The sequence below is a fragment of the Saccharomonospora sp. NPDC046836 genome, assembly GCF_040645195.1.
Taxonomy (GTDB): domain Bacteria; phylum Actinomycetota; class Actinomycetes; order Mycobacteriales; family Pseudonocardiaceae; genus Prauserella_A.
Genome location: NZ_JBEYXW010000003.1, coordinates 377136 through 391705, shown reverse-complemented (window position 1 = coordinate 391705; position 14570 = coordinate 377136). Strand labels below are relative to the sequence as shown.

General features: G+C 68.0%; 14 protein-coding genes. 11 read left to right on the top strand and 3 right to left on the bottom strand.

Annotated elements, in window-relative coordinates:
• Positions 1-26: 26 nt before the first annotated feature.
• The 3 genes from ABZ863_RS06600 (at position 27) to secA (ending at position 4916) form a co-directional block, all read left to right on the top strand.
• The gene (locus ABZ863_RS06600) at positions 27-695 is read left to right on the top strand and encodes a ComF family protein (protein ID WP_358531761.1); all 669 of its coding nucleotides are present in this window, start codon (positions 27-29) and stop codon (positions 693-695) included.
• Positions 696-1154: 459 nt separating this feature from the next.
• Complete coding sequence (gene raiA, locus ABZ863_RS06595) at positions 1155-1844, top strand: ribosome-associated translation inhibitor RaiA (RefSeq protein ID WP_358531759.1); 690 nt, start codon at positions 1155-1157, stop codon at positions 1842-1844.
• A 207-nt stretch (positions 1845-2051) separates the two neighbouring features.
• The gene (secA, locus tag ABZ863_RS06590; protein ID WP_358531757.1) at positions 2052-4916 is read left to right on the top strand and encodes a preprotein translocase subunit SecA; all 2865 of its coding nucleotides are present in this window, start codon (positions 2052-2054) and stop codon (positions 4914-4916) included.
• On the opposite strand, the gene ABZ863_RS06585 is transcribed toward secA, so the two are convergent.
• Positions 4913-5362: an Rv3235 family protein gene (locus ABZ863_RS06585; RefSeq protein ID WP_358531755.1), complete on the bottom strand. Its 450-nt coding sequence runs from the start codon at positions 5360-5362 to the stop codon at positions 4913-4915. The genes secA and ABZ863_RS06585 overlap by 4 nt on opposite strands.
• Before the next feature lie 211 nt (positions 5363-5573).
• Between ABZ863_RS06585 and ABZ863_RS06580 the strand changes: the two genes are divergently transcribed.
• Genes ABZ863_RS06580 through ABZ863_RS06560 form a run of 5 tightly spaced genes read left to right on the top strand, consistent with a single transcriptional unit; the run spans position 5574 to position 9192 of the window.
• Positions 5574-5975 carry an HAD-IA family hydrolase gene (locus tag ABZ863_RS06580; RefSeq protein ID WP_358531805.1) on the top strand — a complete coding sequence of 134 codons (402 nt, stop codon included), beginning with the start codon at positions 5574-5576 and terminating at the stop codon, positions 5973-5975.
• A 59-nt stretch (positions 5976-6034) separates the two neighbouring features.
• The gene (locus tag ABZ863_RS06575) at positions 6035-6478 is read left to right on the top strand and encodes a hypothetical protein (RefSeq protein ID WP_358531753.1); all 444 of its coding nucleotides are present in this window, start codon (positions 6035-6037) and stop codon (positions 6476-6478) included.
• Positions 6479-6534: 56 nt separating this feature from the next.
• Positions 6535-7104, top strand: a complete 570-nt coding sequence (locus tag ABZ863_RS06570; protein ID WP_358531804.1) for a DUF3558 domain-containing protein — start codon at positions 6535-6537, stop codon at positions 7102-7104.
• A gap of 1 nt (position 7105) precedes the next feature.
• Positions 7106-8449 carry a hypothetical protein gene (locus ABZ863_RS06565; RefSeq protein WP_358531751.1) on the top strand — a complete coding sequence of 448 codons (1344 nt, stop codon included), beginning with the start codon at positions 7106-7108 and terminating at the stop codon, positions 8447-8449.
• The gene (locus ABZ863_RS06560; protein WP_358531750.1) at positions 8446-9192 is read left to right on the top strand and encodes an ESX secretion-associated protein EspG; all 747 of its coding nucleotides are present in this window, start codon (positions 8446-8448) and stop codon (positions 9190-9192) included. The genes ABZ863_RS06565 and ABZ863_RS06560 overlap by 4 nt, the downstream gene beginning before the upstream one ends.
• Here the strand turns inward: ABZ863_RS06560 and ABZ863_RS06555 are convergent.
• Positions 9189-9947 (bottom strand): RNA methyltransferase, encoded by a 759-nt coding sequence (locus ABZ863_RS06555; RefSeq protein WP_358531748.1) that lies wholly within the window; start codon positions 9945-9947, stop codon positions 9189-9191. The two genes, ABZ863_RS06560 and ABZ863_RS06555, sit on opposite strands and share 4 nt — an antisense overlap.
• A gap of 35 nt (positions 9948-9982) precedes the next feature.
• On the opposite strand from ABZ863_RS06555, the gene ABZ863_RS06550 reads away from it, so the two are divergent.
• From ABZ863_RS06550 to pruA, 3 genes are read left to right on the top strand one after another with little or no spacing between them, the layout of a single operon-like run.
• Complete coding sequence (locus ABZ863_RS06550; RefSeq protein ID WP_358531746.1) at positions 9983-11389, top strand: wax ester/triacylglycerol synthase family O-acyltransferase; 1407 nt, start codon at positions 9983-9985, stop codon at positions 11387-11389.
• Positions 11386-11886 (top strand): hypothetical protein, encoded by a 501-nt coding sequence (locus ABZ863_RS06545; RefSeq protein ID WP_358531803.1) that lies wholly within the window; start codon positions 11386-11388, stop codon positions 11884-11886. Before ABZ863_RS06550 ends, ABZ863_RS06545 begins: the two co-directional genes overlap by 4 nt.
• A 51-nt stretch (positions 11887-11937) precedes the next feature.
• Complete coding sequence (gene pruA / locus ABZ863_RS06540) at positions 11938-13566, top strand: L-glutamate gamma-semialdehyde dehydrogenase (RefSeq protein ID WP_358531745.1); 1629 nt, start codon at positions 11938-11940, stop codon at positions 13564-13566.
• 128 nt (positions 13567-13694) lie between these two features.
• Here the strand turns inward: pruA and ABZ863_RS06535 are convergent, their stop codons facing one another.
• Positions 13695-14519 (bottom strand): hypothetical protein, encoded by an 825-nt coding sequence (locus tag ABZ863_RS06535; protein ID WP_358531744.1) that lies wholly within the window; start codon positions 14517-14519, stop codon positions 13695-13697.
• Positions 14520-14570: the final 51 nt, after the last annotated feature.

Genomic DNA, 14570 nt, shown 5'->3' with positions numbered 1-14570 from the left:
TCGGTGGTCCCCGGCATCGTGGCGTCATGACCGGCTGGGGGTTGTCCACGATCGGCCGGGCGGCGCTCGATCTGCTGCTGCCCGCCGCCTGCGCAGGCTGTGGTGAGCTGGGCTCGCCATGCTGCCCGGCGTGTGCCGCGGCGTTCGACGGCGCGCGGCTGTTCGCCAGGGGCGAGCGAGTGCATGCGCTCGCCCGCTACGACGGCGTTGCAAGGCGGCTCGTACTGGCCTACAAGGAACAGGGCAGGCGTGACCTCGCCGCGCCGCTGGGGCAGCTGCTCGCCACGGCCGTACCGTTGTTGCCCAGGGCGGGCCCGGACAGCACCGGCACCTGGTGGCTGGTGCCGGTGCCCTCGCGCCGGATAGCGGCACGCGCCCGCGGCGGTTCGCACCTGGAGCGTCTCGCCAGGCACTGCGCCGCGCAGTTGGCAGCCGACGGCCATGCCGTGGCCGTCGCTCCGGCGCTGGAACTGGGCGCGGGAGCCCGGGATGCCGTCGGGCTCGCCCGTGCCGAGCGGGTGGCCAACCTCGCCGGCCGGCTGAGGTTGCGGCCCGCCGGTGCGCCCCCGCCCGGTACTCCGGTGGTGCTGCTCGACGACGTCGTCACGACGGGCGCGACGGTCGACGCCTGTCTGCGGACGCTGACGGCCGGCGGTCTGGAGGTGACGGCCGCGCTCGCGCTCACCGCCGTGTGACCACGGGCCGCACTGTCGGAAAATTTCATCCGATCGAGTGGGCGGGAACCGTCGTGCGGGGGTCGGGCGTTGATCGGATATGACGCAGCCCACTGTCACCGTGCGACAGGTGAGGACCGAGCCGTCGGTCCGGGAGGGTGACAAAACCCTTGGTGCGCTGCTCCGAACGTGGCACGGTTGCGACGCCGTTTCCGCGCGTCCACTGCGGATCGTGACGGCCATTCACCGTCGCACGTCCCCCGCACCGGGGGCTGTTCTAACCGCGCTCAGCGGGCTAACGTGCTCCGCTAACAGCTATCCCGGCACGTAGGGAGGTGAAGAGCCGATGTCCCTAGCGCCGGCGGAATGCTGAACTCGTGAAGACCCCGCGCGAGACGTCGTGTCGGCGTTTTTCCACCCAGTCCCCCCGGCGCTTGTGGTCCAGAAAGTAACTCGCAAATTCCGCGAGGGAGGTCGTGTATGGACATCGTCGTTAAGGGTCGCAACGTGGAGGTGCCCGATCACTATCGGGTTCACGTCAGCGCGAAACTAGCGCGTCTCGAGCGCTACGACAGGAAAGTCATTCGCTACGACGTCGAACTTTTCCACGAGCCCAACCGGCGGCAGGCGAAGAACTGCCAGCGCGTCGAGATCACCGGCAAGGGCAAGGGCCCTGTCGTGCGAGCGGAGGCATCGGCCGGCGACTTCTACGCCGCGCTCGATTCCGCGATCAACAAGCTCGAGAACCGGCTGCGCCGGATGCACGATCGGCGCCGGGTGCACTACGGCCGCCGCTGCCCCGAATCGGTCGCGGAGGCGACCTCTGCGGGAACACCGGCCGCCGAAGCGTCCGGCCCGGCCATGGGAAGGCGCCAGCTCGTGGCGAGCACCGCCGTGCTGGAGGCCCCCGCAGAACCCATGGCCGCGGTATCGGCCGACGGGATCGTGCTTCCCGAGCAGCGCTGGGACGACGGCGTGGCTGACCAAGAGCCAGGCCTGGTGGTGCGCGAGAAGCACCATTCCGCGGAGCCCATGACGCTCGACCAGGCTCTCTACCAGATGGAGCTGGTCGGACACGACTTCTATCTCTTCAACGACTCCGCGAGCGGAAAGCCGAGTGTCGTCTACCGCAGAAAGGGCTTCGACTACGGCGTGATCCGGCTGGGCTGACCGCCCGCCGCGCAAGCTGACCAACGGCCCGTACGCGAGAGCGTGCGGGCCGTTGCCATGCGGCTGTTCCGAGTGCTGCCACCTCCCGCTCGGGGAGCCTCTACGATGGGAAGTGCTGCGGTCCCAGGGCCGTGCGTGTCAAGCTGCCCGGCGCCCTGTATGGGTGCTGCGACGACTCACCGGATACAGCTAGCGAGGTCGAACCGGATGCTTCTGAACCGCCTGCTCCGCGCGGGCGAGGGCAAGATGGTGAAGCGGCTGCGCCGCATCGCGGACCACATCAACACCCTCGAAGACGACGTCAAGGACCTCTCGGACGCCGAGCTCAGGGCGAAGACAGCCGAGTTCCGAAAGCGCAACCAGGAAGGCGGGGAGTCGCTCGACGACCTGCTCCCCGAGGCGTTCGCCGTCGCGCGAGAGGGCGCCAAACGCGTCCTCGGTCAGCGGCCCTTCGACGTCCAGCTCATGGGTGGCGCTGCGCTGCATCTCGGCCAGGTCGCCGAGATGAAGACCGGTGAGGGCAAGACGCTGACGTCGGTTCTGCCTGCCTACCTCAACGCGATCTCCGGCAAGGGCGTGCACGTCGTCACCACGAACGACTACCTCGCGAAACGTGACGCCGAGTGGATGGGACGTATCCACCGGTTCCTCGGCCTCGAGGTCGGCGCGATTCTGTCCGAGATGCCGCCGCCTGCGCGCCGGGAGGCCTACCACGCCGACATCACCTATGGCACCAACAACGAGTTCGGCTTCGACTACCTGCGCGACAACATGGCGTGGAGCCTGGACGACTGCGTGCAGCGTGGCCACAACTTCGCGATCGTCGACGAGGTGGACTCCATCCTCATCGACGAGGCCAGGACGCCGCTGATCATCTCCGGGCCCGCCGACCAGTCCTCGCGGTGGTACACCGAGTTCGCCCGCATGGCGCCGCTGATGAAGCGGGACGTGCACTACGAGGTGGACGAGCGCAAGCGCGCCGTCGGTGTCACCGAGCAGGGCGTGGAGTTCGTCGAGGACCAGCTGGGCATCGACAACCTGTACGAGGCGGCCAACACGCCGCTGGTCGGGTTCCTGAACAACTCGCTCAAGGCCAAGGAGCTCTACCACCGCGACAAGGAGTACATCGTCCGCAACGGCGAGGTGCTCATCGTCGATGAGTTCACCGGCCGCATCCTTGCCGGCCGCCGCTTCAACGAGGGCATGCACCAGGCGATCGAGGCCAAAGAAGGCGTCGAGATCAAGGCCGAGAACCAGACGCTCGCCACGATCACGCTGCAGAACTACTTCCGCCTCTACGACAAGCTCGCGGGCATGACCGGTACGGCCGAGACCGAGGCCGCCGAGTTCCACCAGACCTACAAGCTGGGTGTGGTGCCGATCCCGACGAACCGGCCGATGGTCCGTGCCGACCAGGCGGACCTCATCTACAAGACCGAGCCTGCCAAGTTCGAGGCCGTCGCCGAGGACATCGCCGAGCGCCACGAGAAGGGCCAGCCCGTCCTCGTCGGCACGACCAGCGTCGAGAAGTCCGAGTACCTGTCGAAGCTGCTGGTCAAGCTGGGTGTTCCGCATGAGGTCCTGAACGCGAAGCAGCACCACCGTGAGGCGCTGATCGTCGCGAAGGCCGGCCGTGAGGGCGCCGTGACCGTCGCGACCAACATGGCCGGTCGTGGTACCGACATCGTGCTCGGCGGCAACCCCGACATGATCGCCGATGAGGTGCTGCGCGACCGCGGTCTGGACCCGGTCGAGAACTCCGCCGAGTACGAGGCCGCATGGTCGAAGGTGCTGGAGGAGGTCACCGCCGAGTCCGAGGCGGAGGCCGAGGCCGTGCGCGAGGCGGGTGGCCTCTACGTCCTTGGCACCGAGCGCCACGAGTCCCGCCGTATCGACAACCAGCTGCGCGGCCGGTCCGGCCGGCAGGGTGACCCCGGCGAGTCCCGGTTCTACCTGTCGCTTGGCGACGAGCTGATGCGCCGCTTCAACGCCGCCATGGTGGAGCGGGTCATGACCACCATGCGGCTGCCCGACGACGTGCCGATCGAGCACAAGATGGTCAGCCGGGCCATCAAGAGCGCGCAGACGCAGGTCGAGCAGCAGAACATGGAGATCCGCAAGAACGTCCTCAAGTACGACGAGGTCTTGAACCAGCAGCGCAAGGTGATCTACGCCGAGCGCCGCCGGGTTCTCGAGGGCGAGGACCTGCGCGAACAGGTCGAGCACATGATCCGCGACGTGGTGACCGCGTATGTGGATGGCGCGACGGCTGACGGCTACGCCGAGGACTGGGACCACGAGAAGCTGTGGACGGCGCTCAAGACGCTGTACCCGGTGGGCGCGCGGTGGGAGGACATCGCCGAGGAGGAGGACGATCTCGACGCCGACCGGCTCCGGGAGGCACTGCTCGACGACGCGGACAACGCCTACACCCAGCGCGAGACCGACATCGACGCCAAGGTCGGCGAGGGCGCGATGCGCGAACTCGAGCGCCGCGTCGTCCTGTCGGTGCTGGACCGCAAGTGGCGTGAACACCTCTACGAGATGGACTACCTCAAGGAAGGCATCGGGCTGCGTGCGATGGCGCAGCGCGATCCCCTTGTGGAGTACCAGCGTGAGGGCTTCGACATGTTCGGTGCGATGCTCGACTCGCTGCGGGAGGAGGCCGTCGGCTTCCTGTTCAACCTGCAGGTCGAGCAGGCTGAGCAGGCCGAGCCGCAGCAGGCCGAGCAGCCCGCCGCCGCGGTCCCGGCCGCCGCGGCGCCCGCCGTTGGCAACGGGCAGGCCGCGGCCCCGACGGGCCGGCATGCACGGCCGGTCCCGCCGCAGCCGGAGCCGGACGCCGACGAGCGTCAAGCCGTGCCGTCTGCATTGCGGGGGAAGGGCCTCGGCGGCGACGGTCAGCAGGCCCTGACCTACTCCGGGCCCGCCGAGGGCGGCGGCGTCCAGTCGCGCGGTACCGATGCGGGCGAGGAGAAGCGCGGGGCCGCCGGCGGCGGTACCCGGCGCGAGCGCCGCGCCGCCGCCCGTGAGCAGGCGAAGAAGAACAAGAAGGGCGCCCCCCGCCGCTAACCGGTCAGCATCGGCTTCGCACCCCAGCCGCCCGGTTCGAGGATCGTGAACGACGTGCAGCGCCAGCTGCTGTCATCGTGCTCGAACCGGGCGGCGACGGCGAGCACCCGCTCGCCGGTGTCGGCGGTGCCGCACACCTCCAGTGCCTTGTCCGTTGGCCGGCACAGGTACACCTTGTGCAGGGTGTAGCGAGGGCCGGTGGTGCGTGCGCGATCGCGTAGCCGCCGTTGCAGGGCGGGCGCGAGCCAGGAGCCGAGCTGGGTCGCCGGTCTACGTCCGGCATGCACTTCCAGCAGAGCTGTGAGGATGCGGTGCAGCCGACGTCTGTCGAGCGACGGGCGTGGCGGAGTAGCCCCCAGCTGTGCCGGTATTTCGGCGAGCAGGTCGTCGAGTGTCAGCTGACCTTCCGGTAATTCGTTTTCCGCAACCGATTTCCCGCATTCCACGGGTTCATACGGTGTCAGTGGGAGTAATCCACACCGAGCCGAATAGGTAATCATACTTACCCCCCAGATGATTTCCGATTTCATTGGGGCGGTCGCCCCTCGAAATAGAGGGACGAAAAGGCCAATCCGACTCAACAGACCCACCAATTAGTGAAACCGGCGAATAAGGCACCCCGATCGCGCGATGTGCGCTACGTAAGCTGGCAGGGTGTTGTTGCGGGGAATTGTGCTGGACCATGCCGGCGTGTTGACCGACGCCGACGCACCACGGCTGCTCGATGTGCTCGACGCGGCCCGGGACCATGGTGTGCGTACCGCGTTGCTCTCCAATGCCGCCAGTGGCGGCGCCGTGCGGCGGAGGCTGTCGGGCTGGTTCGATGCGCTGGTCTTCTCCGGTGAGGTCGGTGTCGCGAAGCCTGCGGTGGAGGTGTACCGGCTCACAGCGGACCGGCTCGGCCTGCCGACCGCGGCGTGCGTGTTCGTCGATGACGCAGCGCGCAACGTCGCGGGCGCGGTGGCGGCGGGCATGGTTGGTGTGCACCACACCTCGGTTGCGGAGACATTGGTCGAGTTGGAGGCCCTCTTCCAGGGCCTGATCGGCGAGAACGCCTGACGGCCGTGGTGTGGTCCGCTACCCTCGGGTACTGGATCAGTGCGGTGAGGGAGACGGGGATGGCCGAGGACGGGTTCACAGCCAACAAGCGCCTGGACGATGTGTTCGCCGACCGCGTGAGTGCAGTCGAGGCTGTGCAGGCGGTGTACGGGACGCAGAACTGGGTCCAGGCTGCTGGCGACGCTGCCACGGGTCGTTGGACCTTTGATCCCGAACAGCTCGACTCCGTGATCGGTAAGTGGGAGGCTCTTCTCGACGAGATCAAGACCGATCGTCATGCGATCAGGCTCATGATCGATAATGCTGTCCCACCCTCCGAGGATGACCCGAGTGGGCGGTTCATAGGTGCAGTTGTCGACGGGATGCAATCGTTGCGCGAGTCCAATGCCTCCATGCTGAGCTACGTCGAGGACTTCATCGAGCGACTGTCACAGGCCCGGGATGCGATTGATCAGAGTGACTCGGGTAACGCTGAAGCCCTCCAGGCGGCGGTGCGGCGTTGATAGCAGCCAGCAGCCGTGCGCGGGCCGTTACGGCGCTTGCAATATTTGCCGGTGCGATGATCGCGGGTTGCTCCCAATCTGAACCCGGTACGGCTTCGCCGACGGCGAGTGGCTCGACGACCGCAGACAGTGTGGTTCCCGCTGTGGACGTACCGCTGGACGCTGCCGCATATCTGAACGAACCGTGCCGCCTGGTCGAGCAGGAGTTCATGCACAGCATCGGTTACAACGAAGCAGGCCAAGCTGCAACCGAGGAAAACAACAGCACGGCAGCGTTGTCGGGGCCAGGCTGTGACTGGGATCAATCCGAAGGGATTGCTGGGCTCGGGTTCACTATCCAGACTGGTAACCAAACGAACGGCCTAGGCGGGCTGGAGGGCAACTACGATGCCCATATACGGGGCCAATACTCGTTCTGGGAGCCGACGACCGTTGATCAGTACCCTGCGGCATTCAGTGACTTGACTGATGCACGTGCCGAGGGACGCTGCCGCATCGTCGTGGGTATCGCCGATGACTTGTCGTTCGCCGTTACAGCGGACGGCTACGACGAGCCGACACGCGCATGCGAGGACGTAGAAGCAGTGGCAGGGGAGATCATCCAGACGTTGAAGAGGGGGTCCTGACATGGCTATGGGTGGTAAGGAGATCTACGACAACTTCCAAGAGGGCCGAGGTACGACACCGCTGCAGCAGATTGCCGCCGAGCTGGTCAAGCTGCAGAAGACCTACGGCCAGCGCGCGGAGTCCATCAAAGGCATCCAGGACGCGATGGAGTCGGCGTGGAGTGGCGACGCTGGTGCCAAAGCACGGCAGGGGGCCGGTCCGCTAAGCGCCGCGTTGTTGGATTCCGCTACCAACATGGATTCGACCTTCAACTCCACAATGCACCAGGCCAGTTCGTGGCACGTCGCGGCGAACTCCGTCGAGCCCGTTCCGCCGGTGCCGGAGAAGCCGAACCCCTGGACGACCGGGCTCAAGGCTGCCATTCCGGTAGCGGGTCCGTTCATGGCGTCGAACGACCTGCAGTCCTATCAGGACGCTGTCGACGCCCACAACCGGGCGGTTGTCAACAACATCACGGTCATGGGCTCCTACGAGAACCAGACCAGCAGCAACTCCGGCTTCCCGCGCAGCTACGGCGTGTTGCAGCCGGGCAGCGCGTCGATCTCGGTCGAGACGTCCACGCCGAACGCCATCTCCGGTGATCTGTCGACCCAGCCGCAGACGACTCGGTCGTCGACCTTCGTCGGGCCTACCAGCACCGCCACGCCGGCGATTGGTTCGGTGACCGGCGCCGTGCCGAATGTCAGCTCTCCCGGTTACTCCGGGGCAGTCCCAGCCAACGCGGTCACGCCGAGCGTGCCCGTTGCCGGCGGCCCACCTGCCGTGGGGACTACGCCCCCTGCCGCGCCGACCGGCATCGCCGCGGCGACCAATGTCCCGCCGAGCGGTACCGGTTCGACCAGTACGACCCGCCAGACCAACAGTCCTGGGCGGACCGCCTTCGGTGGCACCACGCGGACCCCGGGCACCAGCACGGGAAGCGGAACCTCCCGCGGGAGCACCCTCGGCGAGCGGGCGGGTAGCCGCCTCTACGGCACGGGCGGCTCCGGCGGATCTGGAGGATCCGGTGGAGCCGGTGCCGGCCGTGGCGTGGCAGCCGGCGGTATCGGTGCCGGCGGCGGGACGGCGAGCGAGGGTGCCGCCCGGGCGCTTGCCGCCGGGAAGGGCACCGGAACCGGTTTGCCCGGCGGTGCGGCAGCCGCCGCGGCGGAGTCGGCGGCCAAGAACACCACCGCGGGTGCTCGTGGTGCCGGTATGGGGGGCATCGGCCCGGCCGGGGCCGGCCGCGCCAAGGGCGACGAGGACCAAGAACACCAGCGTGCCGCATACCTGCAGGAGAACGACCCCGACGAGGTGTTCATCGGGGATCTTGGCAAGACCGCGCCGCCGGTGATCGGGGAGTGAGACCCGGCAGGGTGGACGTCCGCCTCGGCACGCTAGCCGGCGTCGTCGAGCGGGAACGCCTCGGGTCGCTGCACCCCGTCCTGCAGCCTGAGCCGCTGTGGATTCCGGAAAGTGAGAAGCAGTCCGCCGAAGCCGGCATCGACAGGGCCCTCGCGGAGGCCGGCCTTGTCGACGGGCGCGGCCGGGTGGATGCCGACTTCCTCGACTGGCTGCCCCTTCTCACCAGCGCCTCGCTCGAGTACTACGGCTGGATCTCGCATGGCGAGGACACCTGGGGTGTGCTTGCCGTTTCCCGCGGGGTGCAGGGTCTGCTCGCCGTCCGCAGCGGCGACTGGGTCGCGTTGGCACCGGTGAGCCGCAACCGGCTCGCCGACACCTTCGCCGAGCAGTTGCCGGAGCTCGTCCCGGGTGGCGGTACCGAATGGTCGGTGCGGGTCATCGACCTGGAAGAAGCCGCGCGACGCGGTGGCAAGGACCGCGCGCTGCCCGCCGAGGTGCAGGAGATCGTCAAGGTCGTGCAGCGCCCGGTCACCGGTGGCGGCGAGCTGTACGTCGCCGAGCGCGACGAACTGGGCCGCTATGTCCGGCTGCGTTCACCACTGCACTATGTGGACACTGACTGGGGCAGGTATCTCAACTACACAACGGGAACCGGCCTGGAAGCCGAGGTGCACATCGCGCCAGCTGGCCCGTCAGCCATCGCCGCGGCGCTGGAGAAGCTGCGCGGATCGCTGGACCGCTAACCGCGCCGGACCAGTTCGAAGCAGAGCACCGCGGCCGCGGCGGACACGTTCAGCGACTCGACCTCGCCCCGCATCGGGATGGCCAGCCATTCGGCGACGTACTGCGCGACCTCGGCACTGACGCCCTGCGACTCGCCGCCCAGCACGAACGCCGCCCGCGCAGGTAGCTCCGCATCGAACACCGACCGTGCGCCCGACGCCCCGAGCGCGTACACCGCGTAGCCGGCCTCGGTGAGCTGCTCGACAGCTTCCACCGCGCTCCCGCACCGCAGCACCGGCGCCCGGAACGCCACCCCGGCTGACGCCTTCACGACCAGCGGGTCCAGCGCGGCGACACCCCGCCGCGGGACCACCACCCCACCAACGCCTGCGGCCGTTGCCGTGCGCAGGATCATGCCGACATTCGCCGGCGTGGTGATGCCATCCAGCACCAGCACCCGCGAGGGCGGGCGCTGGGCCGCCAGCGCGCTGCTCAACGGCCGCATCCGCGGCGCGACGACATCCGCCAGCACGCCCTGGTCCTGCTTGCCGTTACCCGCCAGAACCTTCACCCGATGCGCGCTGGCCCGCTGGACGGGTACCCCTGCGGCCTTCGCCGCGCGCTGGATCTCGGCCACGGCAGGGCCGCGGGCAACGTCGGCCAGTATCACTTTGTCGACCTGGAGCTGCGGGTCGCCGAGTGCCTCGAGCACCGGTTTGCGCCCGTAGACGGTCAGGAAGCGGTCCTTCGGGGACACCGCGGTCTCGTCACCCACGGCGGTAAGTGTCCCACCTGTGTCAGGATCTCCTTATGCCCGACCGTCTCTCCGCGCTGGACGCCTCGTTCCTGTACGTGGAGGAACCCGCCACCCCGATGCATGTCGGGAGCGTGGCGGTCTTCGATCGGCCGAGCGAGCGTTTCCAGTACCGCAAGCTCCTGGCGCTGATCCAGCATCGGCTTGGCTACCTGCCGCGCTACCGGCAGCGCGTACTGCCCGTGCCCGGTCATCTCGCCAGACCGGTGTGGGTCGACGACGCCGACTTCGACCTGAACTACCACGTGCGGCGCTCCGCGCTACCCGGCCCCGGCAGCGATGCTCAGCTGTTCGAGCTCGTGGCCAGGCTCATGGCGCGCCCGCTCGACCTGGAGCGCCCGCTGTGGGAGGTCTACTTCGTCGAGGGCCTCGTGGGAGATCGGGTCGCGCTCATCACCAAGACCCACCAGGCGATGGTCGACGGCGTCGGCACCATCGACATCGGCCAGCTGATCCTCGACGCCGCCCCCGCCGAGCGCGAGCTCGACCACGACACGTGGATGCCGCGCCGGTCGCCCAACCGCAGCCAACTGGTGCTGGACGCGATCGGCGAAGCCGTACAGCGGCCGGGGGAACTCGTGGAGACCGCGTGCTCGGCGGTCAGGGACGTGGTCGCCACCGCGGGGAAGGCGGTGACCGCCGTCGGCGGGGTGGCCTCTGCGCTGCTCTCCGCCGCGCGGCCGGCCCCATCCAGCCCGCTGAACCGCCCTGTCTCCGGTGGCCGGATGTTCGCCGGCATCCGGACGAACCTCGCCGACTACCGTGCGATCAGAAGCCGGCACGGCTGTACCGTCAACGATGCTGTCTTCGCGGTGCTCACGGGCGCGTTACGGGCGTGGCTCTCCTCGCGCGACGAGACGCTGACAGCGCGGTCGACGGTCCGCGCGCTCGTGCCGCTTGCGGTGCTCGAACCCGGCACCGCCGAGTTCTCCACGGCCGGCCTTGTGAACAACCGCGTCGAGCCGCACCTGGTCGACCTGCCGGTCGGCGAGGCCGATCCCGTGCTGCGCCTGCAGCACGTCGCCCACACCATGGCCGAGCAGATCGACTCGGAACGCACGGTGGCCGCACGAGCGATGCTCAAGGTCGGTGGTTTCGCGCCGGCGACCATGCATTCGCTGGCCGCCCGTGCCGCCGGCTCGTTCTCCGGGCACTTCTTCAACGTGCTCATCGCCAACTCGCCCGGCCCGCAGGAGCCCCGCTATGCCGGCCCGGCGAAGATGTCGGCGATCTACCCGGTGATGCCACTCGCGCGCAGCCAGGCGCTCGCGATCGGCGTAACGTCCTATCACGGTGGTGTCTATTTCGGACTGAACGGCGACCGGAAGGCGTTGTTCGATGTCAACGTCCTCGCAGAGATGATCGAAGAAGCTCTGGAGGAACTGAAGGGGACTGAGTGGTGAGGGTCTACCTGCCTGCGACCGTCGGCATGCTGCGACAACTCGTCACGGACGGCAAGTTCCGTCCGTTGGGAGGGACGGGCTTCGCGCTCACTCCCGCACTGCGTGAGTCCTACGTCAGCGGCTCGACGGAGGAACTGGAGTACACCGCGCTCCTGGATGCCTCGCGTGCGTCACTGCGTCTGCTCGCGGGGCACGAGGCCGAGGAGAAGGAGCTGCCCCGGCGGGTCGTGGTGGCCGCCGATGTCGATGACGTCACGCTGCGCCCCGACCTCGACCATGCGGTCGTCAAGGTGGCCGGTCCCGTCGCGCTCGACGACATCGCGGCGGTCCACGTCGATGCCGCGGAGGCGGAACAGGCGGTGCTGGCGGCATCGGCGGTGATCGACGCTGCCGACCTCGGAGATCCCGATGCGGAGTTCACCCTCGGTGACGTCGAGGATCACGAGCTGGCCTGGTACGCCCCGCAAGAACTGCCCTTCCTGCTAGAGCTCATGTAACCATGAGATCAGTACCGCCCACGATGTGGAAACGGGGAGGCGAGACTGACCATGGACGCCGTCACATCCGTTCCGGTACCAGCGAACGAGCCGGTGCGAACGTACGCGCCGCGCACTGCCGAGCGTGCCTCGCTGCAACGCAAACTGGCCGAGCTGCAGGGCGCCGAACACGAGCTCACCCAGACCATCGGCGGGCGGCGCCGGCTGGCCGGCGGTGAGCCGTTCGACGTCGTGCAGCCGCACGATCACGGTCACGTCCTGGGTGTCAGCGCGCAGGCGACCCCCGAGGACGTCGCCGCGGCGGTGCGGTCGGCGAAGGCCGCCGCGCGCCCGTGGAGCGAGCTGCCCTTCGACGAGCGTGCCGCCGTGTTCCTCAAAGCCGCCGATCTGCTCGCGGGCCCGTACCGGGACATGATCAACGCCGCGACGATGCTCGGCCAGTCGAAGTCGGTGCAGCAGGCCGAGATCGACGCGGCCTGCGAGCTGATCGACTTCCTCCGGTTCAACGTGAGCTACGCGCGGCGGATCCTTGCCGAGCAGCCCAACTCGGTGCCGGGTGCGTGGAACCGCATGGAGTACCGGCCGCTGGACGGGTTCGTCGTTGCCATCACGCCGTTCAACTTCACTGCCATTGCGGGCAACCTGCCCAGCGCGCCAGCGATCATGGGCAACACGGTTGTGTGGAAGCCCACGCCGGCCCAGCAACTGGCCGCGCACTACACGATGCAGGCGTTCGAGGAGGCGGGCCTGCCGCCCGGCGTCATCAACATGGTGACCGGGGACGGGCAGGCGGTCAGCCAGGTCGCGCTCGCCGATCCCGGCTTCGCCGGACTGCATTTCACCGGTTCCGCCGCGACCTTCAAGCTACTGTGGCGCGCTATCGCCGAGCATCTGGACAGCTACGCCTGCTACCCGCGGATCGTCGGCGAGACCGGCGGCAAGGACTTCGTTGTCGCGCACGCGTCGGCGAACCCGGACAAGCTGGTGTCCGCGCTCGTCCGTGGCGCGTTCGAGTACCAGGGACAGAAGTGCTCGGCGGTCTCGCGGGCGTACCTGCCGCACTCGCTGTGGAACGCGGGGCTGCGGGAGCGGCTGGTCGACGTGACACGGACCGTGCGCTACGGCGACATCACCGACTTCTCGCTGTTCGGCGGCGCGGTGATCAACGCGAAGGCCTTCGGCCGGCACCGCGAGCTGCTGTCGAGCGTGGACGGTGATCCAGCGCTGGAGGTGCTCGTGGGCGGTGGGTGCGACGACAAGGTCGGCTACTTCGTCGAGCCGACCGTGCTGGTCACCGACGATCCGGCGCACAAGGTGCTCTCGACCGAGTACTTCGGTCCGATCCTCGCGGTGCACGTCTATCCGGACGGCGAGTACGAGCAGGTGCTGGAGCTGGTGGACACGAGTGCGCCGTACGCGCTGACCGGTGCCGTGTTCGCCGACGACCGTACCGCGATCCGGCAGGCGCACCGGGCGCTGCGGTTCGCCGCTGGCAACTTCTACGTCAACGACAAGCCGACCGGTTCCATTGTGGGTCAGCAGCCGTTCGGCGGATCACGGGCGTCGGGCACGAACGACAAGGCGGGCTCGATGTTCAACCTGCTGCGCTGGACGAGCCCGCGTTCGATCAAGGAGACGTTCGACGCGCCCGAGTCGATTGCCTACCCCCACATGGAGTAACAAAAGGTCCCCCAAGGCCACCTTGGTTGCGCCCACCCGTCTCCCACCACCGCCCAAACGGAGACGCTTCGCGTCGCGGTGTTTGACAGCTGCAACCAAGGTGGCCTTGGGGGACAAAAGTCAGCCCGTCAGTTGGAGGGCAGCTCGCCGACCTGGTCGGCCGGCGGCGCTTCGACGTTGACCGGGGCGCCCCAGTCGGTGTACTTCATGACCATCTCGCCGCTCTGGCCCGGAGCGCCGGCGGCCTCCATGACCTTCGACATCTCCAGCTTGATCTGCACGGGGAGGTTGTCGCTGGTGAGCCACAGCTCCATCGGCACTGTGCCGACCTCGCTCGCCAGCTGCTGCGCCTGCTCCGCGGTCAGGCCTGAGGAAGCGCCCATGTCGTCGGCGATCTTGGCGAAGTCCAGCTCGATCGTGTAGTGGGTGACGTCCTGGCCGTCCAGGTTGGTCTGCTCACTGTTGACGATCTTGCCCGCCTTCTGGATGTACTCCAGCGTCTTGGCCGGGTCGCTCTGCTCCGCCATCTGGTCGAACGAGCTGCCCATCTGCTGCGACAGGGGGTCGGAGCCGTCGGCGGAGATCTTCACCCACGCCTTGCCGCCCATCTGGGACGACATCGCGTCGGGCAGCTTCATGTACATGGTCTGGTCGACCATCCGTATCTCCATGGACTGGCCTGCCACGTCCATGGTCATCGACATGGCGGTGTCGGCGCCGTCGTAGAGCGCCTCACCGCTGGCCGACAGCTGCATGCCGGCCATGTTCATATCCATCTGGAACTTGGACGACTTGCTCTTCGACGTCCCCTCCGAGGCGGCTTGGAACAGCGCCTGCGGGTCACTGAACATTCCGCTGAACGAGCCGTCACTGCCTGCGTTGTCTTCGCTGCCGCACGCGGTGAGGGCGAGGACCAGTGCCAAACCGCTGGCCGCCGTGGCCGTCTTGCGCATGAAAATCCCCTCGTAGTTCGTTGAGTCAGGCGGGTCGGGACCGCATGAGTC

What these genes read in the sequence shown, in the direction of transcription:
- secA (WP_358531757.1), top strand. Translation starts at nt 2,052, where the DNA reads ATGCTTCTGAACCGCCTGCTCCGCGCGGGCGAGGGCAAGATGGTGAAG.
- ABZ863_RS06575 (WP_358531753.1), top strand. Translation starts at nt 6,035, where the DNA reads ATGGCCGAGGACGGGTTCACAGCCAACAAGCGCCTGGACGATGTGTTC.
- pruA (WP_358531745.1), top strand. Translation starts at nt 11,938, where the DNA reads ATGGACGCCGTCACATCCGTTCCGGTACCAGCGAACGAGCCGGTGCGA.
- ABZ863_RS06600 (WP_358531761.1), top strand. Translation starts at nt 27, where the DNA reads ATGACCGGCTGGGGGTTGTCCACGATCGGCCGGGCGGCGCTCGATCTG.
- ABZ863_RS06565 (WP_358531751.1), top strand. Translation starts at nt 7,106, where the DNA reads ATGGCTATGGGTGGTAAGGAGATCTACGACAACTTCCAAGAGGGCCGA.
- ABZ863_RS06550 (WP_358531746.1), top strand. Translation starts at nt 9,983, where the DNA reads ATGCCCGACCGTCTCTCCGCGCTGGACGCCTCGTTCCTGTACGTGGAG.
- ABZ863_RS06570 (WP_358531804.1), top strand. Translation starts at nt 6,535, where the DNA reads ATGATCGCGGGTTGCTCCCAATCTGAACCCGGTACGGCTTCGCCGACG.
- raiA (WP_358531759.1), top strand. Translation starts at nt 1,155, where the DNA reads ATGGACATCGTCGTTAAGGGTCGCAACGTGGAGGTGCCCGATCACTAT.
- ABZ863_RS06535 (WP_358531744.1), bottom strand. Translation starts at nt 14,519, where the DNA reads ATGCGCAAGACGGCCACGGCGGCCAGCGGTTTGGCACTGGTCCTCGCC.